The 21,255-nt window shown below is 44.5% G+C and carries 28 protein-coding genes; 2 read left to right on the forward strand and 26 right to left on the reverse strand.

Annotation, left to right across the window (positions count from 1 at the left end):
- Positions 1-14: 14 nt before the first annotated feature.
- From gcvT to MUN34_RS09830, 11 genes are all read right to left on the reverse strand, one after another.
- Positions 15-1,097, reverse strand: coding sequence for a glycine cleavage system aminomethyltransferase GcvT (gene gcvT, locus MUN34_RS09785; protein ID WP_247857682.1), 1,083 nt, complete (start codon positions 1,095-1,097; stop codon positions 15-17).
- A gap of 182 nt (positions 1,098-1,279) precedes the next feature.
- The gene (locus MUN34_RS09790; protein WP_247857683.1) at positions 1,280-1,594 is read right to left on the reverse strand and encodes a hypothetical protein; all 315 of its coding nucleotides are present in this window, start codon (positions 1,592-1,594) and stop codon (positions 1,280-1,282) included.
- The gene (locus MUN34_RS09795) at positions 1,591-2,073 is read right to left on the reverse strand and encodes a shikimate kinase (protein ID WP_247857684.1); all 483 of its coding nucleotides are present in this window, start codon (positions 2,071-2,073) and stop codon (positions 1,591-1,593) included. The genes MUN34_RS09790 and MUN34_RS09795 overlap by 4 nt, the downstream gene beginning before the upstream one ends.
- On the reverse strand, positions 2,066-2,293 hold the full coding sequence (locus MUN34_RS09800; protein WP_247857685.1) for a hypothetical protein: 228 nt from the start codon (positions 2,291-2,293) through the stop codon (positions 2,066-2,068). The genes MUN34_RS09795 and MUN34_RS09800 overlap by 8 nt, the downstream gene beginning before the upstream one ends.
- A gap of 41 nt (positions 2,294-2,334) precedes the next feature.
- The gene (locus tag MUN34_RS09805; RefSeq protein ID WP_247857686.1) at positions 2,335-2,766 is read right to left on the reverse strand and encodes a hypothetical protein; all 432 of its coding nucleotides are present in this window, start codon (positions 2,764-2,766) and stop codon (positions 2,335-2,337) included.
- Positions 2,678-2,998: a prepilin-type N-terminal cleavage/methylation domain-containing protein gene (locus tag MUN34_RS15980; protein WP_348772905.1), complete on the reverse strand. Its 321-nt coding sequence runs from the start codon at positions 2,996-2,998 to the stop codon at positions 2,678-2,680. Before MUN34_RS15980 ends, MUN34_RS09805 begins: the two co-directional genes overlap by 89 nt.
- Positions 2,995-3,462, reverse strand: coding sequence for a type II secretion system protein (locus MUN34_RS09810; protein WP_247857687.1), 468 nt, complete (start codon positions 3,460-3,462; stop codon positions 2,995-2,997). Before MUN34_RS09810 ends, MUN34_RS15980 begins: the two co-directional genes overlap by 4 nt.
- Complete coding sequence (locus tag MUN34_RS09815) at positions 3,425-3,742, reverse strand: competence type IV pilus major pilin ComGC (RefSeq protein ID WP_026828931.1); 318 nt, start codon at positions 3,740-3,742, stop codon at positions 3,425-3,427. Before MUN34_RS09815 ends, MUN34_RS09810 begins: the two co-directional genes overlap by 38 nt.
- A 20-nt stretch (positions 3,743-3,762) precedes the next feature.
- Positions 3,763-4,701 (reverse strand): type II secretion system F family protein, encoded by a 939-nt coding sequence (locus MUN34_RS09820; RefSeq protein ID WP_247857688.1) that lies wholly within the window; start codon positions 4,699-4,701, stop codon positions 3,763-3,765.
- 17 nt (positions 4,702-4,718) lie between these two features.
- Positions 4,719-5,561 (reverse strand): ATPase, T2SS/T4P/T4SS family, encoded by an 843-nt coding sequence (locus MUN34_RS09825; protein WP_247857689.1) that lies wholly within the window; start codon positions 5,559-5,561, stop codon positions 4,719-4,721.
- 59 nt (positions 5,562-5,620) lie between these two features.
- Positions 5,621-6,007, reverse strand: a complete 387-nt coding sequence (locus tag MUN34_RS09830; protein ID WP_012369783.1) for a Spx/MgsR family RNA polymerase-binding regulatory protein — start codon at positions 6,005-6,007, stop codon at positions 5,621-5,623.
- Between the two features lie 225 nt (positions 6,008-6,232).
- On the opposite strand from MUN34_RS09830, the gene MUN34_RS09835 reads away from it, so the two are divergent.
- Positions 6,233-6,496 carry a DUF2626 family protein gene (locus tag MUN34_RS09835; RefSeq protein ID WP_012369782.1) on the forward strand — a complete coding sequence of 88 codons (264 nt, stop codon included), beginning with the start codon at positions 6,233-6,235 and terminating at the stop codon, positions 6,494-6,496.
- A gap of 52 nt (positions 6,497-6,548) precedes the next feature.
- Here the strand turns inward: MUN34_RS09835 and MUN34_RS09840 are convergent, their stop codons facing one another.
- Positions 6,549-7,166 carry an MBL fold metallo-hydrolase gene (locus MUN34_RS09840; protein WP_247857690.1) on the reverse strand — a complete coding sequence of 206 codons (618 nt, stop codon included), beginning with the start codon at positions 7,164-7,166 and terminating at the stop codon, positions 6,549-6,551.
- A 165-nt stretch (positions 7,167-7,331) separates the two neighbouring features.
- Between MUN34_RS09840 and MUN34_RS09845 the strand changes: the two genes are divergently transcribed.
- Positions 7,332-7,511 carry a DUF2759 domain-containing protein gene (locus MUN34_RS09845; RefSeq protein WP_012369780.1) on the forward strand — a complete coding sequence of 60 codons (180 nt, stop codon included), beginning with the start codon at positions 7,332-7,334 and terminating at the stop codon, positions 7,509-7,511.
- 131 nt (positions 7,512-7,642) lie between these two features.
- Here the strand turns inward: MUN34_RS09845 and MUN34_RS09850 are convergent, their stop codons facing one another.
- From MUN34_RS09850 to pstA, 14 genes are all read right to left on the reverse strand, one after another.
- Complete coding sequence (locus MUN34_RS09850) at positions 7,643-9,568, reverse strand: LTA synthase family protein (protein WP_034769970.1); 1,926 nt, start codon at positions 9,566-9,568, stop codon at positions 7,643-7,645.
- A 220-nt stretch (positions 9,569-9,788) separates the two neighbouring features.
- Positions 9,789-10,745, reverse strand: a complete 957-nt coding sequence (locus tag MUN34_RS09855) for an ROK family glucokinase (RefSeq protein WP_247857691.1) — start codon at positions 10,743-10,745, stop codon at positions 9,789-9,791.
- A gap of 77 nt (positions 10,746-10,822) precedes the next feature.
- Positions 10,823-11,020 carry a YqgQ family protein gene (locus tag MUN34_RS09860; protein WP_247857692.1) on the reverse strand — a complete coding sequence of 66 codons (198 nt, stop codon included), beginning with the start codon at positions 11,018-11,020 and terminating at the stop codon, positions 10,823-10,825.
- The gene (locus MUN34_RS09865; protein WP_247857693.1) at positions 11,004-12,041 is read right to left on the reverse strand and encodes a M42 family metallopeptidase; all 1,038 of its coding nucleotides are present in this window, start codon (positions 12,039-12,041) and stop codon (positions 11,004-11,006) included. Before MUN34_RS09865 ends, MUN34_RS09860 begins: the two co-directional genes overlap by 17 nt.
- Before the next feature lie 198 nt (positions 12,042-12,239).
- Positions 12,240-12,749, reverse strand: a complete 510-nt coding sequence (locus MUN34_RS09870) for a GNAT family N-acetyltransferase (RefSeq protein ID WP_247857694.1) — start codon at positions 12,747-12,749, stop codon at positions 12,240-12,242.
- A gap of 215 nt (positions 12,750-12,964) precedes the next feature.
- Positions 12,965-13,918, reverse strand: a complete 954-nt coding sequence (locus MUN34_RS09875; protein ID WP_026828939.1) for an L-lactate dehydrogenase — start codon at positions 13,916-13,918, stop codon at positions 12,965-12,967.
- Positions 13,919-14,085: 167 nt separating this feature from the next.
- Positions 14,086-14,865, reverse strand: coding sequence for a DUF92 domain-containing protein (locus MUN34_RS09880; protein WP_247857695.1), 780 nt, complete (start codon positions 14,863-14,865; stop codon positions 14,086-14,088).
- A complete protein-coding gene (locus MUN34_RS09885) occupies positions 14,856-15,404 on the reverse strand; it encodes a 5-formyltetrahydrofolate cyclo-ligase (protein ID WP_247857696.1) in 549 nt (182 codons plus the stop codon). The genes MUN34_RS09880 and MUN34_RS09885 overlap by 10 nt, the downstream gene beginning before the upstream one ends.
- Positions 15,405-15,465: 61 nt before the next feature.
- Positions 15,466-15,615, reverse strand: coding sequence for a 50S ribosomal protein L33 (gene rpmG, locus MUN34_RS09890; protein WP_012369771.1), 150 nt, complete (start codon positions 15,613-15,615; stop codon positions 15,466-15,468).
- Positions 15,616-15,719: 104 nt separating this feature from the next.
- Positions 15,720-17,903, reverse strand: a complete 2,184-nt coding sequence (locus MUN34_RS09895) for a 1,4-alpha-glucan branching protein domain-containing protein (RefSeq protein ID WP_247857697.1) — start codon at positions 17,901-17,903, stop codon at positions 15,720-15,722.
- Positions 17,904-17,942: 39 nt separating this feature from the next.
- A complete protein-coding gene (locus MUN34_RS09900) occupies positions 17,943-18,680 on the reverse strand; it encodes a DUF4912 domain-containing protein (protein ID WP_247857698.1) in 738 nt (245 codons plus the stop codon).
- Positions 18,681-18,788: 108 nt separating this feature from the next.
- The gene (gene phoU, locus MUN34_RS09905; RefSeq protein ID WP_026828944.1) at positions 18,789-19,451 is read right to left on the reverse strand and encodes a phosphate signaling complex protein PhoU; all 663 of its coding nucleotides are present in this window, start codon (positions 19,449-19,451) and stop codon (positions 18,789-18,791) included.
- 17 nt (positions 19,452-19,468) lie between these two features.
- Complete coding sequence (pstB, locus tag MUN34_RS09910; protein ID WP_051525195.1) at positions 19,469-20,245, reverse strand: phosphate ABC transporter ATP-binding protein PstB; 777 nt, start codon at positions 20,243-20,245, stop codon at positions 19,469-19,471.
- A gap of 100 nt (positions 20,246-20,345) precedes the next feature.
- Positions 20,346-21,254: a phosphate ABC transporter permease PstA gene (gene pstA, locus MUN34_RS09915; protein ID WP_247857699.1), complete on the reverse strand. Its 909-nt coding sequence runs from the start codon at positions 21,252-21,254 to the stop codon at positions 20,346-20,348.
- Position 21,255: the final 1 nt, after the last annotated feature.

Raw genomic sequence — 21,255 nt, forward strand, 5'->3', positions numbered from 1 at the left:
CTTTTATGTCCCCCTTATTTGCTCCGGCGATAGAATGGCGTATCAATTCGTTTTGCTGCCAGTTTTTTTCCGCGTACTTCGATTTCAAATGTTTCCTCGGTCGCATATTGCGTCGGCACAAGTGCTAACGCAATGGCTTTACCGATTGTCGGCGGTAATGTACCTGTCGTAACGAATCCGACAGTTTCCCCGTTTACCAAAACAGGAGCATCTTGACGAGCGATCCCTTTATCCGTCAGTTCAAGACCGATTAATTGACGACGCGGTCCGTCTTCTTTCTGTTTCAATAAGGCTTCCGATCCGACAAATGACTTCACTTGCGGTTTGACGGCAAATCCCATCCCTGCTTCAATCGGTGAAATCGTCGCCGATAACTCGTGTCCGTATAACGGCAGACACGCTTCAAATCGTAACGTATCCCGGGCACCCAGCCCGCATGGTACGACATCCGCTTCCAATAACGCATTCCAGACCGCTGATGCGTCTGCTGACGGCATATACAGCTCGAAGCCGTCTTCTCCTGTATAACCGCTGCGCGATACCAGCATCTCGACTCCAGCCAATTCTCCTTGCGCAAAGCGGAAAAATTTGATGTCTTCCAGCTTGAGTGCCGTCAGTTCCTGCAACACTTCAACAGCTTTTGGACCTTGAACGGCAATTTGACCGTAGGCATCCGATTGATTTTCAAGCAACACGTCCCCCGTCAGATACTGACGTAAGTGTGCTTCATCTTTCTCGATGTTGGATGCATTGACGACGAGCAGGTAATCCTGTTCGTCCAAACGATATACCAACAAATCGTCTACTGTCCCGCCGTCTTCTTGACATAAGACGTTGTATTGAGCCTGTCCGATCGCAATCTTCGAGATATCATTCGACAGCGTCTGTTGCAAAAACGCTAACGCATCTGATCCGGAAACAAATAACTCGCCCATATGGGATACATCAAACATCCCGACACGTTCCCGCACCGCTGTATGCTCTTCCTTGATGGATGAAAACAGAACTGGCATTTCAAACCCTGCAAAATCGACCATTTTCCCCGTTGGTGCAATGATGTCGAACAATGGTGTTCTCTTCAATGTCGTCTGACTCATACTTTTCCCCCTAATTACGAACATTTTCAATTCCTTTTCTCTTTATTGTTCAACTTTCAATTACATTCTACCAATTTCGAATCTTTTATTCTAGGTTTATTCGGAAATTGAACAAAAGGAAAGAGAGAAAGGACAAAGTCCCTTCTCTCCTATTGTTTCATATTCAGCCGATGAAAGCCATTTCAAAATGGTTTGAGTCCGGCAGTATGTTCAACTTCTGTTTTAAGACGTTGCCCTTCAGCAACGAGTTGACGTCCTCCTTGCTCGACTCGTTTTCCTTCCGCGACCAAATGATCAATGTTTCCTTTAATTTGATCGATCCGGCTCGTCGTATGGTCAATACCCGTCTGCAATGTTTGTTGACGAATGGAAAAACGCTCCAGTAGTTGCTTCATCAATGTCACATCTTTTGAAATCTTCTTTTTGTATAAGCTTAACCCATAAATCACCAGGCCGATGATGGCTAAGACGATAATCCCGAGATTGATCCAAATCATACGTTCTCCTCCAGTATCGTTTCAATTTCTTTTGCTAGTTCCCGGACGGACTTCTTACCATCCACGCGGATATCTGCCAACCGCGCATAGATTGGCCGGCGTCTCCGAAACAACTTTTCAACTGTCGTCCGCGATTTGACAAGCGGACGGGATGGGTCTGTCTTGATTCGGTTCCAGACCAGATGGAACGGCGTATCAATCCAGATGACGATTCCGGTTTCTTTCATGAACGTCCGGTTTTCCAAACGCTCGATGATTCCGCCTCCCGTGACGACGATTTCCGCTTCACTACCTCGTAATAATTCGACTTCCCGATCCCGAAATCCTGTTTCGCCGTATTTTGCGAAGAACTCTGTAATCGAACCATACTCCTGAACAAAGCGCTCATCCAGTTCTTCGACGTGATAATGTACCTGAAGATTACGTCCAATCGCTGTTTTACCAGTTCCCATAAAACCAATCAAATAAACCTTATCCATTCGAAACAACCGCCTCGATTCTCTGTCCATTCTCTAGTATCGCTTCCATTTTAAAGCCTTTATCTGTCCGTGTACAGATAACTTGGCCAATCGGATACTGAACGGTTTCATCTTGACGGCAGTCACTTGCTGCGGCTCGTATAAGTGACTCGAGTTGTAACGCTTCTTTCTCCAACTGAACCTGCTTCACCGCTTCATCCATCTGATGACAACCCAACAAGATGGCCACTCCTATTCCAAGCAGCAACAACAAGGTTTGAATCAGGATGAACCCGCCTTCTTGCACTGAACGGTTCGTTGACGCTGATTGAGTTCGAAAATGAGCGTCTGTCCTTCCTGCCGGACTTGGTAATGCGTTACATCGTGGGCATACGTCAGTTCGCCTCCAAATTCTTTTTTTAATCGGATTTGATTTTGTACACGGACGAGTCGCCATTTGATCGGATCCTCTTCCGGATCGACATCTACTCCGCGAACTTCATCTCCATTTTTTTCACACGAAATACTCCGCCACATCAGTCGTTCAATCGTATGAAAAAATAACTCTTCCTCCATCGCTTGCTCTTGATGCGCGGTACTGACGATTTGTGTTATCGCAATCAGACTAATCAATAGCAGCGGGCTCAGCCAAAGGACCAATGAAATTTCGAGGAGTGTCGTTCCGGATTGAGCTCGCCAAACAGAGCCCTTCACTACACCACATCCCTTCCTTAATATCGTATCCTGTTCTTCTTTCTGCGATTTGATCCGACGCCATTTGATCAAGGCGATGTGCTTCGACCGACAATTGATTTTTTTGCTTATGAAAAGACAACAGAGGATCTATCGTAAACATCAGGAAAAAGGAGATGGCAACCATTGATAAAACGACTTCAAGAAGTGTGAATCCCTGTTGCTGAATGATTTTACTCTCCACGGTGTTCACCTCACTTTTTGAATCACCATCTGATAATTACCGAGTAAAAATTTAATTTCAAAAGCTTGTGTCGTCGATTGACAGACCCAGGTCGACGCATACGTCGAATGATAACTTTTAAAATAAATGATGCGTCCATTTGAAGGTACGACACAGGAATGCCCCGGTTGAAATGTCCGTTGCCATAACAGTCGGTCGTTCGCGATGACGAAATATCCTTTCCCGTCATTTTTCCAGCGGAGCTGCATCTGATTTTGGTCACTCGTTTTAGAATATTGAATCAATCGAAGGGTCTGAAAATCCTGTTCAAGGATTGCAATGTCTTGTTCCAGCATATATAAGGCCGGTCGCCGGTCGATGACAGTTGGCAATAAAAACATGAAAAGACATCCAATCATCACCAGTACAACGGTCATTTCAATTAATGTAAATCCGTCATTTAGCTTTCGTAAGTTCTCCAGTCTTCGCATCATACGTATAGGTCTCCTGATCGCAAGCAAGCTCGTTTGGCTTTTCCGCTGTTCCGCGATTGATGGTTTGCAGTGATTCCGGATATTTTTTCTCTTTAGCGTAATAAAGATTTACTTCGGAACGGATGACACGGATGTTCGCTTCGCAACTGACTCCTTTCGCCTGATCTTTCCCGCTCGTCATCGTCGGAATCAATACGAGTAAAAGCAAGGAAATGATCAGCAGGACGGCTGCCATTTCGAGCAAAGTAAATCCGCGTTGATTTTGAATAAATCGTTTCATTTAATCGACTCCTCGTCTCTTTAAAATGGAAGTTGCTGAATAGCAAGTTGGATCGGATAGTAGAGAATTAAAAATAGTGTGCCTGTCATCACGGTTAATCCTCCGTACAACGCCGGTTCAATCAATAACAGCTTCTTTTCGACTTCTTCCTCAATCGATTCATGCAATAATGCAGCTTGCTCCAATAATAAAGGACCTAAGTCGCCACTTTCCCGTGCAATATGAACCAATCCGACAGTTTCAACATCAATGATGTTTTCATCCTGCATCGCTTCCGATAACGGTTGACCACTTTTTTGACGGTGATGCAACATTTGATACATCTGTTTCTTTTTACCGGTTTGTCCTTGTTCCAAAGCATGAAAAGCTTCTTCCAATGAAAATCCGGCATCAATGAAGGAGCCGACCTCGATTGTAAACAAATAGCTGTAATACAAACGCAGCATTTTTTGAATCATCTTCATACGGAGCAGCCGTTTCATTGGGATATGTCGAATCAGGAGCACAAGTCCCGTCACCATCGTGACAGGGGCAAACGCCATGACGTACTTTGCTGAAGGATGAAGGAAGGGGCGGACAAATGGCGGTAAGGTAGCCGGATTCGACATCTCCAATAAGGAAGGAAACACATAAAGGGCATAAAACATGAACAGTAGCAACAGACTGGCTGCCAAGACAATCGGATAACGGGCCATCTTCCAAAATTTCTTTTTCATCTGGCTTTCGAGTTCAAGTAACCGAATGACTTGTCGTAAAATCATCAACGGACGTTCCGTCTGATCTCCTACTGTAAGTAATTGTTGTAACGCTGTCGGCAATTTTAACGGTTCAAGGGAAAAAGAGAGTCGATTGCCTTGCTCCAGTCGGTCTTGAATCTCATGAATCACCGGAACGAGCAGCGGATCTTCGAAGCGGACCAATATATCCAGTGCCTCTTTTGTCGAGATTCCTTTAGACAAGAGACGATGAAATCGATTTAAGAACCGACATTTACTAGCGCTTGTAAGTTTTCGACGATACAGCGAACGTCACCCTCCTCCCGGTACAAGTGAATGATTTTTTTACACACTGCCAATTCTTCATTCGTTACTCCTAACGTTCTTAATCGCAACAAGGCCTCTTCAATTGATCCTGCATGCAACGTAAACAAAACGACATGACCACTCAGTGCCGCATTGATGGTCAAACGTGCCGCTTCGGCTGATCTTACTTCGCCAAAAGCAATCCAGTCCGGATCGGCCCGGAGAATTTCTTCAAAGCACCTAGTTGCGTCAAAACCGGCCTTTGCATTTAACTCCAGCTGTAAAATCCCCGGTACGCTACATTCAATCGGATCCTCGACTGAGATGATTCGTTTCCCTTCCATCGAAGCCATTAACGAGTAAAGCATCGTTGTCTTGCCTGCCCCTGTCGTTCCGGAAATGATAATGCATCCATGTGTTTGTTGTTTCAGCCAGAGCAAATCATGTTCGGGATCAAGCAAACGTGCCGCAACCGCATCAGAAACAACTGCCCGATAAAAACGCCAGGACATGGCATCGCCATATCGACTCGGTAAGATGGCGACACGCATCCCGCTCTCCTCAAGAGAATAGAGACCACTTTGAGGGATTCGTTCATTTTGCTCCTTTAAATTGGCTTCATAACGGATGTGACTGACAATCGTCCGATACTGTTCAATCGATACCGAGGATTGTTCTTTTAACCCTCCATTCGCTCGACAAATGACTTGTGCCGACTGGTCACCCGGAATAAAGTGGACATCGGTCGCACCCACTTCTTCAAATTGATGAATCAACTGACTGATCGCTTTTCTCAACCCAACACCTCCTTATTCAAAAAGTACAAAAAAAAAGAAGCCGAAACAAATCGGCTTCTTTAAGATACTTGAGCAATAATTCGGTTTTTACGTTTCGCAAGTGTCTCGAGTCCTGGTTTATCGTATCCGATTACAAGTTGTTTGCCGTCAGTAATGATTGGGCGACGCAACAATTTCGGATTGTCACTCATTAAACGAAGTAGTTCGCTTAATTTCATGTCATCAACATCAATCCCTAAGTCTTTAAATGCCTGACTGCGTGTTGCCAGTAAACTTTCGATTCCATCTGTTGAAAGTTTTAGCAATTCCATCAATTCATCTACTGTTGGAGCATTTCTGAACAGATGACGTTCCTCTACATCAACATGTTCCTCTTTTAACCATGATTTCGTTTTACGACAAGATGTACAGCTTGGATATGTGAAAAATATCAACTCATTCGCCATTATTGCTCCTCCTCTCAAAATCTACGCTTTTCATTACAGAAACTATACCATGCCTTTTTTGTTTTGTACACCTTTTGTACAACTATTGTACAAGTTTTTTTCAAACTTCATCTTTTGTTCACAGTTATTCCTTAACAAACACTAGAACATGATGGACGGATGATTGTTTGCTTGGTAAAATAAGTACGTATATTGACTATCTGTCGGATTTAGGGGGTTATATGAATGGGGAGAATGTACCGCGTACTCGGATTTTGGACTGGAATCATTGCAGTCATGGCATTTATCGGCGCTCTAGGTGGAGATGCTAGCTCAAGTGAACATACGGATTCATTTTTAGTTATGGGCTTTGTCTTCTTGGCACAAACAGTATTCTTTGCAGCATTAGGCTATCTTCGCCTAACTGAAAAAACGTATGTCTACATTTTTGCAGCGTACTTAACAGTATTCTTTATCGTCTTCACGTATTGGTCCAACTTCCAAATGTGAACAAAAAAGTCCCTCGCCTTCAAATGAAGACGAGGGACTTTTTTATATTTCCTTAAAAAAATGGATTATGCTTGATTTCCTGACGTAACGTCGTTTCCGGTCCATGTCCCGGATAAAACGTCGTATCGTGCGGAATCTCTGCAATGACACGATCAATGGACCGCGTCAGCACTTCTTGATCGCCGCCTTCAAGATCGGTTCGACCGACACTGCGCTTGAAAATCAAATCACCTGCAAAGGCGACCTGCTCTTTTTTAAAATAAAACGTGACACTCCCCGGTGAATGTCCCGGTGTTTCCATTACATGAAACTGGAATGGTCCAACTTCTAACGGACCACTTGTCAGCAATTGTTCCGCAGGTTTCACCTTTAAGGGAGGCATATTGAACTTGATGGACCCGTTCAGATTCGGATTCGACAACCATTTCATTTCTCTCGGATGAATATAGGCAGGTGCAGACGTAAAACGTCGTAACATATCCACACCACCAATATGATCAAAATGGGCATGAGTCAAAAGGATTGCTTCGACCTTTGCTCCGCGCTTTTCAATTTCGTCGAAAAAACGCATATCTTCGGTTCCCGGATCAATCACTAAACATTTTCCTTCTTTAAAAAGAAGGTAGCCGTTTTCTGAAGCCATACCTGAAGTAATACTTACGATTTCCATCTCATCAAACTCCTTTGTTGATATTCTTCTCTACTATACACGAAATTGTCGAAAGTTCGTCGTCCCCCCTCTCGACTTTATTCGCTCAGTCGGCTAAACTAAAAAGTGAGATTTAAGTGAAATCTTCGTGAACTTCATAACGTGATTTTTAAGGGGGAGTACGTCATGCATTTGGATCAACCAATCGGTTGGCTTTTCTTTATCGTTGCACTCGTCGGTGTTTGGGCCGTCTTGCGTTCACTTAAGAAACGTCAAATGTTTCCACTCGTATTTGCCGGACTGACTGTAATCTTATTCGGTTGGTTTGGTATTGCGACATTGATTTTCGGCGGAATTCCGTCATAATCATGTGTTACAGACAAAAGGTCAGCTTTCCACATCGGAAAGCTGACCTTTTGTCTGCTGCTCACTGTCTTAAAATCGAGCCACTATCGAAAAAAGACGGGAACGATTAAATATCGTTTCCGTCTTTTCGATTATTTAGAAGTTTGTAAGAAACGTAACAGATCACCATAGATGACTTTGTCCGATAAACCTAATTCTTTCTCAGATTGTTTGACGGACTCTTTACAGATTGCGCCGTCTTTCTCATCTGTGACTTCTTCACCGGTTTTACGGTCATAACATGTCTCTTGTGTGTAGACTGTCTTATCCGTTACGACAGAACCGTCTCGGAACAGCGCATAATCTTTGTGTTCTTTCGAGAACAGGTCCGTTCCGAACAATACTTCATCCTTGAAATTGTAACCAAGCAGATTTAACAACGTCGGTTTGATGTCAATTTGACTTGCGACATCATCATGTTTGACACCCTTGTCTTGTCCAGGTAAGTGGATGACAAACGGTACACGTTGCAATTGAGCAACATCATACGGTGTTAATTCGTCTTTTTTCAACAATTCCGCCATCGCAGCATTGTGATTCGTCGAGATTCCGTAATGATCGCCGTACAGCATGAAGATTGTATCATCCCATGTGCCGTCTTTCTTTAATCCTTCGATGAACTTACCGAGTGCCATGTCTTGATATGCGAGTGCTTGAACATAATGATTTAATGTCGTCGAACTCGTTTCAAGTGGTGGTACGAGTTCATCTTCCGGTTTCGGCATTTCGAATGGATAATGGTTCGTCAACGTAATGAATTTCGAGTAGAATGGGCGCGGAAGATCTTTCAGCATCGGTAACGATTGCTCAAAGAACTTGTCGTCCAGTAATCCCCACTCCGTTAAATCTTCCGGATTACCTAAATCGTAATCTGTTTCAGAGAAGAAACGGTCGACTCCGAAACTGTTGTAAACGATATCCCGGTTCCAGAATGATTTATTGTTTGCATGGAAAACAGCTGAATAATAACCGTCCTCTTTTAACATTTCAGGTGTCGCACGGAATTCATTTTCTCCGTTTGTGAAGAACGCTGATCCACGACCCAGTGGATAAATTGAGTTTTCCAAGATAAACTCGGCGTCTGACGTTTTACCTTGCCCTGTATTGTGATAGAAATTATCCCAATAGTGCGAGTCTTTAATCAGTTTATTAAGGTTCGGTGTGATTTCTTGACCATTCGGTGCTTTTAAACCGACAGCAAACGATTGAGCCGACTCAAACGAGACGACAATCACGTTTTTACCTTTGTATTTACCGAACATCGCCGGATTTGGTGTAGCGTACTTCGAATCTGCAAAGTTTTGAACTTCAGAAAGTTCCGAGCTGTCTGCCAATGCTTTTTGTGCTGACGTTTTAGATTGGATCAACGCATCATACATGTGGAAGTTAAACGTTCCGATATTTTTGACGAGCAATTCGCGGTCAAACGCACGTGTCAGTAATTCCGGACGTTCTGTTTCGGCAAGTGTCAAGTTCCCTAGGAAGACTGCCGTCGCAGCGACGAAAGCGAGAATCGCACGTCCACGCGAAGCGATATTTTTCGACATATCCATTTTCCGTAAGAAAAACGGAAGAATCAATAAGTCACCGACAATCAGAAGATCCGCCCATGATAAAAGTGAACCGAGCGACGCTGAAACCGTCTCTGCATTTGATGTTTGGAACAGAACCGGTAGTGTCAGGTAATCATTGAAGAAACGGAAGAAAATGATATCTGCATACAGGACGAGTGTCGCGACAACAAGCGTCCCGTAGATGAACCATTTTTGAACATTCCCACGGAAGAAGAAACTGAATCCAAACATAAACAGTGCTGAACTGATTGGATTAATCAGTAGGATGAATGCCTGTGCCGAATTGGTGACAGGCACATTGAAAAAGAGCGTATACGCTAAATATGTTTTTAACCAAATCAAAAGTGTCGCAATCCAAAAGAGCTTATGCTCCTTATACGTGCTGCGCACACCTTGACCCACCTTTAGCCGCATACGCGACCAGATGCTTGAGTCTTGCTGCATAAAAACCTGCCTCCTAATATACGTGTGTCCTTTTTAATCGAACTTTTACACGACTTACATATCTTATCTATTTATACCCGTATCACGTGAAAATTTTACGCTTACTTTTACAAAAATGCAACCGGAATCCGGTCGATACTTAACAATCACATACTTTTATTACGTTTGTAAACAAAAAAAAGATTCGATAATTCGAACCTTTTTTAAAAACTTCTGTTATTTATTTTTTTAAAAACATTTGTTTTGCTAGCCAAGCACAACCAATAACGCCGGCATCGTTACCCAGTTCCGCGATTTTGAAGGTCGTTGATCCGAAAACCCGTGGCAGAGCGAATCGTTCAAAGGACTCCTTTAACGGAGCCATCAGCGCATCGCCCGCTTTTGAAACACCACCACCAATCACGATAATTTCAGGATTAAAACTGTTCGCCAAGTTCGAAATGGCAAGTCCAAGATGGAAAGTCACTTCTTCCACAACGTGCGTTGCCACGGCGTCCCCTTGCGAATAAGCTTCAAACACATCTTTTGCCGTAACAGCTTTGATGTCGTTCAGAGAAGTAACCTGTCCTTTTCGTTTTTCAAGACCAAGACGAGCGACACCGGTTGCGGAAGCAATTGTTTCCAAACAACCTTTACGGCCACAACCACACAATACGCCACCTTCCGGCAACATCGTGATATGCCCGATTTCGCCGGCCATACCGACCGTTCCGTGAACGATTTGTCCATTTGTGATCAAACCACCACCAACACCTGTACCTAGCGTAACGGCAAGCAGTTCCGTCGCTCCACTTCCGGCACCTTTCCACATTTCACCGATCGCTGCCGCATTCGCATCGTTCTCAATTACAGCCGGCAATCCTGTTAAACGTTCAAACTCTCCGACGAGCTCAAAATTGTTCCAACCGATATTGACCGCTTTTTCGACGACACCTGTGTTGAAGTCGATGAATCCCGGTGCACCGATTCCAGCCCCGACAAAGTCTTCGACTCGTTTGTTGCTTTGCTGACATTTTTCAAAGAAAGAACGGGCAATGTCTCCCGGAATTTGTGCACCATCATTTAAGATGACCGTTTCGATTTCCCATTTTTCTACGATAATTCCTTGTAAATCTAGAATCGCCATCTTGACCGTCGTTCCACCGATATCTACACCCAGTAACCACTTCATCGTCATAGCTCCCTCATGATAAAAGATTCTTCCTTTTTATTTTAGCTGATTCATCTGTTTGTGCAAAGGGTTGCACAAACTTTTCATAATTTTCTTGATTGCTGTAACTCGTATGCTAAAATCACTTTTGCAGAATCATACTGTTTTTTCTCCAGTACACCTGCCTGCTCCAGTTCATCCAGTTCAAGCATCATCATCGCAATATCAGATTCCCGGTCACCGAGGTAAACAATCGTTCCGTAAGATTTGAGCAATTGCTGGACATCATAAAGTGTTTTCATCGTTCATCGGCTCCTTTACAAACGCATCGAGTAAATCGTATGTGGCTTGAAGTGATGTCTCGTGGGTCCGTTCGTAAGAATGACTTGATTCAATCCCGGGACCGAGTAATCCGTGTCGAACGTCATGCCCGGCATGGACGGCAGCTGAAGCATCCGAGCTATAGTAGGGGTAAATATCGACCTTATATGGAATCGCATGTTGCTGGGCAAGCCGCGTGAACTGATGACGTAAAGCCAAATCGTACGGACCTGAACCATCTTTTGCGCAAATCGAGACCGTATACTCATCCGAATGTTGCCCTTCTCCGAGTGCTCCCATGTCGACTGCAATATATTCCGCAACCTCTTCTGAAAAACCGGCATTCCCTCCAAAGCCCACTTCTTCATAATTGGAGATAAGGATCTGAACAGGATGTGGTAACATGAGGGTTTTCCATTTTTTGACGAGCTCTAACAATAACGCAACAGATGCTTTGTCATCGAGGTGACGTGATTTCACGAATCCCGTTTCCGTATGAACGAACCGCGGATCAAACGTCACGACGTCACCTACTTCAATCCCGGCAACACGTGTTTCTTCTGCCGTCGTTGACCGAATGTCGAGTCGGACCTCGATATTCGCCGCACTCCGTTCTTCCGTATTCGTCACACGCGACGTGTGGACACTTGAATGATGAAAGACAATGGTTCCGGAAATGGTTTGTCCGTCCATTTTATGGACTAAACAGTTTTCTCCCTCGATTGCTGTCCATGCATAGCCGCCAAGCTGCGATAGACTGAGACGACCGGTTGGTAAGATTTCCTTGACCATCGCTCCTAACGTGTCGACATGTGCTGTCAGTAGTCGAATCCGCGACGACTCACCCGGCAACATGGCAAGCAAAGCCCCTTTTTCTAATTTTTTATACGTAATTCCTTCTTCTTTAAACCGGTTTTCTACATATGTAAGTGCTTGAACGGTAAATCCCGTCGGACTAGGAATCTCCACTAAGTCACGAATCGTCTGAACAACTGCCTGCATTTGTTTCACTCCTTTTTTCGAATGCTTTTTCCTCTATATGATACCAAAAGATGGAACAGCCGGGTAATCATTCACTGCTTCGATTGCCTTTTGCCGAATAAAAAAAGTCGTAGATTCAATTTACATTGATTCTACGACTTTTCACACGTCAATTCTTGAATTCGAATCTACAACACAGATGAGGTAATCCATCATCCATTAGACGTATTTCTTCATCCAAATATCATCGCGATATGTTCCGTCTTCCAATTTAACGGAATCCGGATCTTCGCCATATACTTCAAAGCCTAGTGACTCATAAAGGTTCTGGGCGGCCTCATTGCCGGAAAGCACCGCCAGGATGACTTGTTCGACATCCGGAAGTTGTTTTGCTTCTTCGATCAGTGCCTCCATTAGGGCGCGACCTGTCCCGCCACGGTAATCCGGCGATACATACACACCAGAAATCATCGCTTTATGCGACTCGCGCGATAATTCGTACGGCTTGACTTGTCCAAACCCAAATAACTTTTCGCCGTCAAATATTCCGAGCCACACTTCATCAGAGTCCGGATCACCTTCGAGTCCTTCTTGAACATCTTGAATTGGTGTTTGTTGTTCATCATCAAACGAATGACCAAACGCATCTGGATGATTTTTTAATCCTTCCAGCCGAAGACTCCAATACTGTTCTGCATCTTCTTTCGTTAACTTCCGAAATGTATACATGACTGTCTTTCTCCCCTTTATGCGTTTTTCCTATTAGACAATATGACATGAAAAACTCTTCTACCCTTTACATAACCTTTTTCTAGTAAAGTAAAACCTAGTTTAATCGAGATTTTTTCCACGCAAAAAGATCACTCCTTTTCGACTTACCAAAAAAGAGTGATCTTTTTGCTTTAAGCACGTCCAGAATCGAAGATGAAGCTATCAACTCAAAATTAACGGAGGACAGGTTCCATCGTTTGACGCAATACTTCTGCTGAATGATGAAATTTTTTGAGTTCTTCTTCCGTTAAAGAAACTTCGATGATTTCCCGAACACCTTGCCGGTTGATGATTGCGGGTACGCCGATATGAATACCGGACATTCCATATTGTCCGTCAACATGTGCTCCGACCGTCAAGAGACAGTTCTCATTTCCAAGAATCGCCCGGACGATTCGGACAAGTCCAAGACCAATCGCATAATAGGTCGCACCTTTTCGTTCGATGATATGATACGCAGCATCCCGAACATTGATGTAAATTTGATCAAGATCGGCTTGAGAGTATCGATCATCTTCAGCTAACAATTCATCAATCGTTTTACCGTAGATCCGTGAATTACTCCAGGCTGCAAATTCCGTGTCCCCATGCTCTCCAAGAATATAGGCATGTGCGTTACGAGAATCAATATGGAAGTATTCACCGAGCATTTGGCGTAAACGTGCCGTATCAAGGACGGTACCTGACCCAAAGACACGGGATTTTGGAAGACCGGAATATTTCCATGCTAAGTGGGCCATGATGTCAACGGGGTTAGACGCAACGACGATGATGCCATCAAAACCGGACTCCATGATTTGACGCACCATTTCTTTCATGATCAACGCATTTTTAGCGACAAGATCGAGTCGGGTTTCACCCGGTTTTTGTGGCGCTCCCGCCGTGATAACGATCACTTCCGCATCTTTACAGTCTGCGTAATCCCCTGCCCAAATACGCATCGGGGAAGAACTGAACGGTGTCCCGTGATTTAAATCCATCGCCTCTCCCTCTGCTTTGGCTTTATTGACGTCGATGATGACCAATTCTTCACACAATCCCGCTGTTGACATCTGATACGCAAAGCTTGAACCGACAGCCCCCGCACCAATTAACGCTACACGTGTCACTTTCGCATGTAATTCCATCCTTTATATCCACCTTTCTGAAGGTAATTTAAAAGTTTGTTAACTATCTCACAAATAGATTGTAACATCTTTCACAAAGTATAGGTGTTCATGAAACCGTTCACATCTTGTCTAATTTGTGTCAATAATATCCTAACATAAGGAAAAGTGACATCTTCCATTTCCACTTACCACATTCGATGCACAATAAAACCAATCATTCCGGCTAACATACTCGATAAAAAGTTCACTCCGTCATTCCCGAGCCATTTCCACCCTTTTACATAAAGGGTCGGTTGATTATGATGGATACGTTTTTCCGTTTCTTTAAGACAAACGACACATCGAAATTTCCGCTGGATCGTCCCGCCGAACAATGTATCGAACAAACTTCCGAGGATGCCGCCTGTCGTCACTAACAGCCAAGTGTTCGTCGACAAATCGAACAATAAATCCCCCGCTGTCGCAATGAACAGCGCCCCGACGATCGTCGCTGATGTCCCGAGGATTGAAATTGCGCCGCTCGTTCCAGCCGGTACACGATGTCCCGTCAAGAGAAAGGGATCCTTTTTAGACAAGGGACCAATTTCAGAAGCCCATGTGTCGGCATTTGACGCAGCGAGCAAAATCAAAAATAAAATGAGGAAAGACGTTTGTTCTGTCCAAACGAATCCCACGGAAGCCACCGCTGCGACACCGCCGTTCGCAAGAACCTGCCAACCGTCACGCGGTCCGTCTTTTTCGACGATTTGATTCACCGACTGTTTTCTACGTTTCCCAAGTTTCGACAACAAACTGGAACTGCCAAAAAAGAGCAACAACATCAGAAGTCCGGAGTAACCGAAGCCGGAAAGAACAAGTGCCCCGACGACAACCGTCCAGATACTCCCGCTGATTGTCAGCAAACGCATCCGGTATCCGATGTAGCCGAGCAAAAAACAAAATAGAATACCGTAGATTACTGACATACAACGACCCCAGACTCGGTTACGATTCGCTGGACCGGTTGATCGAATGTTTCCACTTCGAAAGCAGGGACCAGCTGACGGTTAAAAGCAATCGCTACGGTATGCCCATGGTAATCGGCTAATACCCGATCATAAAAACCGCCTCCCCATCCTACACGGTAACCTTGACGTGTGAAAGCTCGTCCCGGAACAAGACAAAGATCAACTGAACTCAAAGATTGCTCTTTCGCCTGATCATCCGGTTCCCGAATACCCATCTTTGTTTCTATCAATGGACTGGTCGGTAAATATTCAAAAAATCGCATATCCTGTTGAATGACTTTCGGAATGACAACCTGTTTCCCAAGTTGCCAAGCTTTTAAAATAATCGGCTCTGTCGCACATTCGTTCCGAAATGAAAGTGTGATGGCAATGGATTGAGCATTTTTCCACTCCGGTAATGCAAACAGATGATCATAAATCTGTTGTTCTTTTTGTTCACGATGTTCTAACTGATTTAACTGATCGGTAATAAATTGCCGGATTTCCTGTTTTCCCATCTTGCGAAGCCCCCTTATTCAACAAAAAAGCCATCACACAAGGTGACGGCTTCCATCTCAATTATTTTACTTCACGGTGAAGTGTGTGCTTACGGAGACGTGGGTTGTATTTCTTCAACTCAAGACGCTCTGGGTTGTTACGCTTGTTCTTCTTAGTGATATAAGTACGGTCACCAGTTTCAGTGCAAGCCAAAGTAATTTTAACGCGCATGGGATTCCCTCCTATCTAGCTCTCGATGTATCAAGTGTTTTTGCTTTACATAAGGTTAAGCATACTCAAGTATCGTACCAAGAAAGGAAGTGAATTGCAACTGTTCATCCGTTCTTTTTCGGATTCGTTACATGCTGGTATGGATTTTCAAGGTCCACCTGGAATGTACGCAGTTCTTTTGCAACATGATAATCATGTTCAATCCCGTTTCTTGCTTCTTCTCGCTCGAGATAAATGACGTCCGAATGACGTAATGCTTCTCCTTCGAGTCGCTTAATCGCTACGACAAGTCCACCTGTCCCCGATGGAGAACGTTCACTTTCTAAGTCATACACATTGCTCACAAGTGGTAATCCGTTCATTTCAGCAAAGGATTGGGCCGCTGAAGCCGTCTCCATATTAAAATTATGAACAAGTCGGAACTCGACGATTTTGTTCAATGCCTGCGCTTGACGCAAGACTGCCAGATTTAAGCCAGCCAATTGATTATACGTCTGAACGAGCGGTAAACCATTGACCCCGACCTGATAGACATGAACGCCGTCTTGCTGCTGATAACCAGCCGTTCCTGATGTGATGACGTAAACATTTTCACCAGATGCAGCTAATCGTTTCGCATATTCCGCAACTGGACGGTTTGGATCATCGTATTGAGTCGTCACAAGTAAAATGGCTTCACTGTTCCACGATGCCTCACGTTGAACCGCTACATAGTAATCATGCGGAGTCAGGAAGACATCCGGTTCAATATCTGTATCAGCGAGGAATGGATATTCTGCATACCGATCTTCTAGCCAATCAAGCGTCAGTTCCTGTGCATCGAGACGACGTTCCGTTTCTTCAAATCGTTTAATATGTTCACGGAACCGGTTCGCTGCATACTGTGCCGTCGTCTGTCCATCAAGAATAAACGGCCAGTCACTCGAGACGGCCAGCAGATATTCGCGAATCAACTGACGTTTGGCTTTCACCGTCAATTCATCCTGATGACGATTACGGGCAACGACGCCTGCCAATCGTTTTTCAAGCTGATGCAGGTGACGGATCATCCAATCGTTCCGTTCATTGATCCAGACATCGGCATAACCTTTGCGTCCCCATGTTCCCATCGAAACGTGAACGGTCTCGATGTCCTGGAAGTGACGTTCTAAAAACATCGCCGGAGAAATCGACTCGATTCCGTAATCTCCGAATCGTTCCATCGTTTTCCCGAGGAAGTCCGGACCTTCGAACCACCAATGTCCAAATAACTCAGCATCGAATGGTGCCGTAACGAGAAACGGCGGAAAATCTTGCCCGCTCTGCTCATCTAAATGGTTGGCCAGCGCTTCCGCAAAATCGGTTGCATGGACATCTGTCCGTTTCCAAGCCCAATCACGGACATAATATTCTTTTTGATCCGACTCGCCCGTCACCCGGTGAAGTTTTAAGCCTGTATCGTAACGAAGCCCTTCCGGATGCATGAATTCAGCAATTTGATCCCATTCGCGGTCATACGCAAGGTCGCGATAAAACTCACGGTAATCCGGGTGACCCGGGTAACCGATGACTGAACTCCAAATCCGGCCCGAGATGATTTGATCACGCGGGAACAAGGCAACACCATGCGGCGAATAAACAGGTGCACCAATCCCGTGTTTTGGAGCAGGATCAGCATTCAGGATGGAATGTTCGTCAACGAACGTATACCGGATTCCTTCTTCGTACATGATTTTATCAAGTCCTGGCGTATAGGCACATTCCGGCATCCAAAGACCGGTCGGACGATAGCCGTAATGGCGTTCGAAACAGTTTAATCCTGTTTGGATTTCAGATCGTGCTGCTTGTTCCGACAACATGTGCGGACTGAACCCGTGGGTAGCGGTACACGTCATCAACTCAAGATACCCTTGTTCTTTATAATGACGGAAGGCACTGTTTAAGTTCCGTCCCCAGTGCTCAAATGTCACTTTTAAGTCGTGGTACCGTTCTTTATAAAAGAGCAAGGCATCACGTTCTTCGTTCACCAAATCGCGTTGTAACTCCTGTTCAATCAATCGTAACGTATCTTCCAGGTGCTCCACATAACGATCTTGGATGAGTGAGTCTGCTAACATCTCAATGACAGGTGGCGAGATACTGATTGTCCAACCAAGCGGACGCTCCAAACGGTCGATTTCCCACAATAGCGGAATATACGTTTCGGAGATGGCTTCGTACATCCATCTCTCTTCTAGACGATGGGCTTCCTGATGTCGGATATATGGTAAATGGGCATGTAAAACTAATGAAAAATAACCTTTGCGCATGTCTGTTCTTCCTCTCCTTCTGCTTTCTATCTGTTATCTTTAGCGAACCCGATCAAAATAGGAGTACGGACGTAATACCTCGACCCATTCGGGTTGCTCTAGTTCTCCGTATTGCCAATGAGCGACGACCTCTGCAAAACGTCCGTCGACGACAGGCTCGTCTCGTGGTGTCTCGATTGGTTTTGAACGGAGGACAGGAAGAAAATCTCCGTCGATTGTTTGAATACCCCATTCGATGATGTATGTAGTGTTCGGCATCAACGGACGGACAAACCATGTATTCGTCATTTCCGGCAATTCAAATTGATACGAACGATTCGCTTCACCTTTTTCATAATCGCGTAACGTCACATCAATGATCCGCATTTCTTTTCGGAATGAATCAAATGATGCGTGGTAGTGTGTCTCAAGCATCTTTCGAGACAATTCAGACAATTCCCAATAGACATAGACAGATGTCGGGGATTGGACGATCGCATGGATGATGTCGTCTTCATAATGAGTCGCCATTCCAAACGCATCTCGTTCCAATGAAGGAATTGCTGTCAACGCAGGTACGATTTCATTTTGTTTCGGAGCACTCACGGTTACGCCCGCCTTCTTCTTTTTAGGTTTAGTGACTGCAGTCGTTTCCGTCGAAACTGCTTTATTTTCCGTTAGTGACTTCCGGTATTTACTCCAGGCATATTTCACCTTACCTTCTGTCGATTCCACTTTTTCTGCAATTTGTTTAATGGTCAGCCCTTGTTCTTTTAATTTTATGATTTTCTCAAGCATTACCTATCACCTCTTTCTCTTTATTCACTTCTTTCTTATTCTACAAACTTGTTTCAAAATCCTTTACAAAAAAAAGTAGGCTGAGGATCTCCCTCTAGCCTACTGTACTTAGCTGTTCAAATCATAGTGTTTTCCTTTTTCTAAATAAATCAAATGCTCACCGACATTCGTCAAATGGTCTCCCATCCGTTCGATATAACGGCAAATATTTGTGAATTGCATGATTTCATCAACGACAATCGGCTGTAAGGACATATGCCGCATATATTGGCGCAATGCTTTATACGTCGTGTCATCAATGATGTTATCGAGATCCGATAATGCCTTCGCTTTTTCAATATCGCCATCTCGATACGCGACAATCGCCGTTTCCGTCATATCGAGTAATGTTTCGAACGCTTCTTTTAACAACGAGATATCAATCACGTAAGGGAACGTTTCGACACGTAAAACGGCTTTCGAGATATTTCCCGCGTAATCGGCAATCCGCTCAAGGTCGGTTGCAATCTTGATTGCTGTGATCAAACGACGTAAGTCCGTAGCAACCGGCTGTTGTTTCGCAATCAGTAAAATCGCATCATCGTTGATTTCGAGTTCCAGTGCATCGAGTTCACTGTCGTTTTCGATGACTTTAAGCGCAATCTCACGGTCATACTTTTCGAGTGCTTCCGCTGTCGTCGCAATCTGTTGCATCGTCTTCCTTGCTAACAAAAATACTTTTTGATCGAGTACTGCCAGGTTTTCACCAAAAATCGTCCGATTTGCTGCCATTGAAAAGTTCCTCCTCGTTATCCGAATCGTCCTGAGATATAGTCTTCTGTCCGTTTGTCACTCGGATTTGAGAAAATTCGATCCGTTTGGTCAAATTCAACGACTTCACCGTTCAAGAAGAAAGCTGTTTTATCAGAGACACGTGCTGCTTGTTGCATGTTATGCGTTACGATGATGATTGAGTAATCTTTTTTTAATTCCTGTACCAATTCTTCAACTTTTAACGTCGAAATCGGGTCGAGGGCTGATGTCGGTTCGTCCATCAAGATGACGTCCGGCTCGATTGCCAGGCAACGTGCGATACAAAGACGTTGTTGTTGTCCACCTGAGAGTCCATAAGCGTTTTCGTTCAGACGATCCTTGACTTCTTCCCAAATCGCTGCTCCACGTAAGCTTCGTTCAACGATCTCATCCAAGATTTTTTTGTTTTTGACACCGTGGACACGCGGCCCGTAAGCGATGTTGTCATAAATTGATTTCGGGAATGGGTTTGGTTGCTGAAAGACCATTCCGACCGATGTCCGTAATTCTTCGACTTCATAATCCTTATCAAAGATATTACGGCCATGATATTCGATGACACCGTTCGTCCGTACGATCGGAACGAGTTCGACCATTCGGTTCAACGTTTTGATGAAAGTCGATTTCCCACATCCTGACGGTCCGATGATGGCCGTCACTTCATTTTGTTTAATGTCCAGATTAACATCTTTTAAAGCATGATCATCACCGTACCATAGGTTCAAATCATTGACACGGTATACACTTTGTCGCGCAGCTACTGGTTGATTCATTGTTTTTGCCCCTTCTTTGGCTGGTTTTGTCGTCAGCTTCGTATCCATCATCTGTGTTCCTCCTTAATGATTCAGAACGTAATTCGTTATATAGGTGTGATTAGTATCGTTTTGAAAAACGGTTTCGGATCCAAATCGCCAGTGAGTTCATCGTCAAGAGGATGACCATCAGGATGATGATTCCAGCAGCAGCAAGGCCTTGGAAGTCAGCTTGCGGACGGCTTGTCCAGTTGTAGATTTGAATCGGTAATGCCGTAAACTCTGAGAAAATCCCTTCTGGCGCACGTGCGATGAAGATGGCTGCTCCGACCATGATGAGCGGTGCTGTCTCTCCAATTGCCCGTGAGACGGCAAGGATGATTCCTGTGATGACCCCTGGAAGGGATGCGGGTAGGACGACTTTGAATGTCGTCTGCCATTTCGAAGCACCCAGTGCAAGCGATGCATGACGCATTGCTTGCGGCACAGCACGAATCGCTTCTTGCGACGACACGATGACAACCGGCAAACTCATCAGCGCAAGCGTTAATGCTCCTGCAATCAACGTCGAGCCGAAGCCCATGTTACGGACAAAGAATGTGAGTCCGAGTAATCCGAAAACGATTGACGGAACACCCGCTAAGTTCGAGATGTTGACTTCGATGAAAGACGTCATCCGTCCTTTTTTCGCATATTCTTCTAAATAAATCGCAGCTCCGACACCCAGGATGAAAATCATCGGAATAATCAGGAGCATCAGGAAGATTGATCCCATCAGCGCTGGATAGACTCCGGCCCGATCCGGCCGGCGGGACGGTGCATTTTGCAGGAAGTCGAGTGATAACCAAGCAGCTCCGTCACGAATGACACCAAAGAGAAGAATACCAAGCACAACTAAACCAAATAACAATCCAATCAGGAAAACGACTTTCGTGACATTATTGACGACAAGGCGTTGGCTGATTGATTTTTTCACAGCAACAGGATCAATAAACTTTTTTTGTACAGGTTGTTTTTCTGGTAAGGCCATC

It is taken from the genome of Exiguobacterium sp. 17-1, from assembly GCF_023096305.1.
GTDB lineage: Bacteria > Bacillota > Bacilli > Exiguobacteriales > Exiguobacteriaceae > Exiguobacterium_A > Exiguobacterium_A sibiricum_A.

Bases quoted from the DNA above. Each gene is read 5' to 3' on its own strand.
- MUN34_RS09870 (WP_247857694.1), bottom strand. From the start codon at position 12,749: ATGTATACATTTCGGAAGTTAACGAAAGAAGATGCAGAACAGTATTGG.
- MUN34_RS09900 (WP_247857698.1), bottom strand. From the start codon at position 18,680: ATGCTTGAGAAAATCATAAAATTAAAAGAACAAGGGCTGACCATTAAA.
- MUN34_RS09880 (WP_247857695.1), bottom strand. From the start codon at position 14,865: ATGTCAGTAATCTACGGTATTCTATTTTGTTTTTTGCTCGGCTACATC.
- phoU (WP_026828944.1), bottom strand. From the start codon at position 19,451: ATGGCAGCAAATCGGACGATTTTTGGTGAAAACCTGGCAGTACTCGAT.
- MUN34_RS09860 (WP_247857692.1), bottom strand. From the start codon at position 11,020: ATGAAAACACTTTATGATGTCCAGCAATTGCTCAAATCTTACGGAACG.
- rpmG (WP_012369771.1), bottom strand. From the start codon at position 15,615: ATGCGCGTTAAAATTACTTTGGCTTGCACTGAAACTGGTGACCGTACT.
- MUN34_RS09875 (WP_026828939.1), bottom strand. From the start codon at position 13,918: ATGGAATTACATGCGAAAGTGACACGTGTAGCGTTAATTGGTGCGGGG.
- MUN34_RS09840 (WP_247857690.1), bottom strand. From the start codon at position 7,166: ATGGAAATCGTAAGTATTACTTCAGGTATGGCTTCAGAAAACGGCTAC.
- MUN34_RS09790 (WP_247857683.1), bottom strand. From the start codon at position 1,594: ATGATTTGGATCAATCTCGGGATTATCGTCTTAGCCATCATCGGCCTG.
- MUN34_RS09815 (WP_026828931.1), bottom strand. From the start codon at position 3,742: ATGAAACGATTTATTCAAAATCAACGCGGATTTACTTTGCTCGAAATG.
- MUN34_RS09830 (WP_012369783.1), bottom strand. From the start codon at position 6,007: ATGGCGAATGAGTTGATATTTTTCACATATCCAAGCTGTACATCTTGT.
- MUN34_RS09855 (WP_247857691.1), bottom strand. From the start codon at position 10,745: ATGACGATGAAGTGGTTACTGGGTGTAGATATCGGTGGAACGACGGTC.
- MUN34_RS09795 (WP_247857684.1), bottom strand. From the start codon at position 2,073: ATGGATAAGGTTTATTTGATTGGTTTTATGGGAACTGGTAAAACAGCG.
- MUN34_RS09835 (WP_012369782.1), top strand. From the start codon at position 6,233: ATGGGGAGAATGTACCGCGTACTCGGATTTTGGACTGGAATCATTGCA.
- MUN34_RS09810 (WP_247857687.1), bottom strand. From the start codon at position 3,462: ATGATGCGAAGACTGGAGAACTTACGAAAGCTAAATGACGGATTTACA.
- gcvT (WP_247857682.1), bottom strand. From the start codon at position 1,097: ATGAGTCAGACGACATTGAAGAGAACACCATTGTTCGACATCATTGCA.
- MUN34_RS09865 (WP_247857693.1), bottom strand. From the start codon at position 12,041: ATGCAGGCAGTTGTTCAGACGATTCGTGACTTAGTGGAGATTCCTAGT.
- pstA (WP_247857699.1), bottom strand. From the start codon at position 21,254: ATGGCCTTACCAGAAAAACAACCTGTACAAAAAAAGTTTATTGATCCT.
- MUN34_RS09895 (WP_247857697.1), bottom strand. From the start codon at position 17,903: ATGCGCAAAGGTTATTTTTCATTAGTTTTACATGCCCATTTACCATAT.
- pstB (WP_051525195.1), bottom strand. From the start codon at position 20,245: ATGAATCAACCAGTAGCTGCGCGACAAAGTGTATACCGTGTCAATGAT.
- MUN34_RS09850 (WP_034769970.1), bottom strand. From the start codon at position 9,568: ATGCAGCAAGACTCAAGCATCTGGTCGCGTATGCGGCTAAAGGTGGGT.
- MUN34_RS09845 (WP_012369780.1), top strand. From the start codon at position 7,332: ATGCATTTGGATCAACCAATCGGTTGGCTTTTCTTTATCGTTGCACTC.
- MUN34_RS09885 (WP_247857696.1), bottom strand. From the start codon at position 15,404: ATGGGAAAACAGGAAATCCGGCAATTTATTACCGATCAGTTAAATCAG.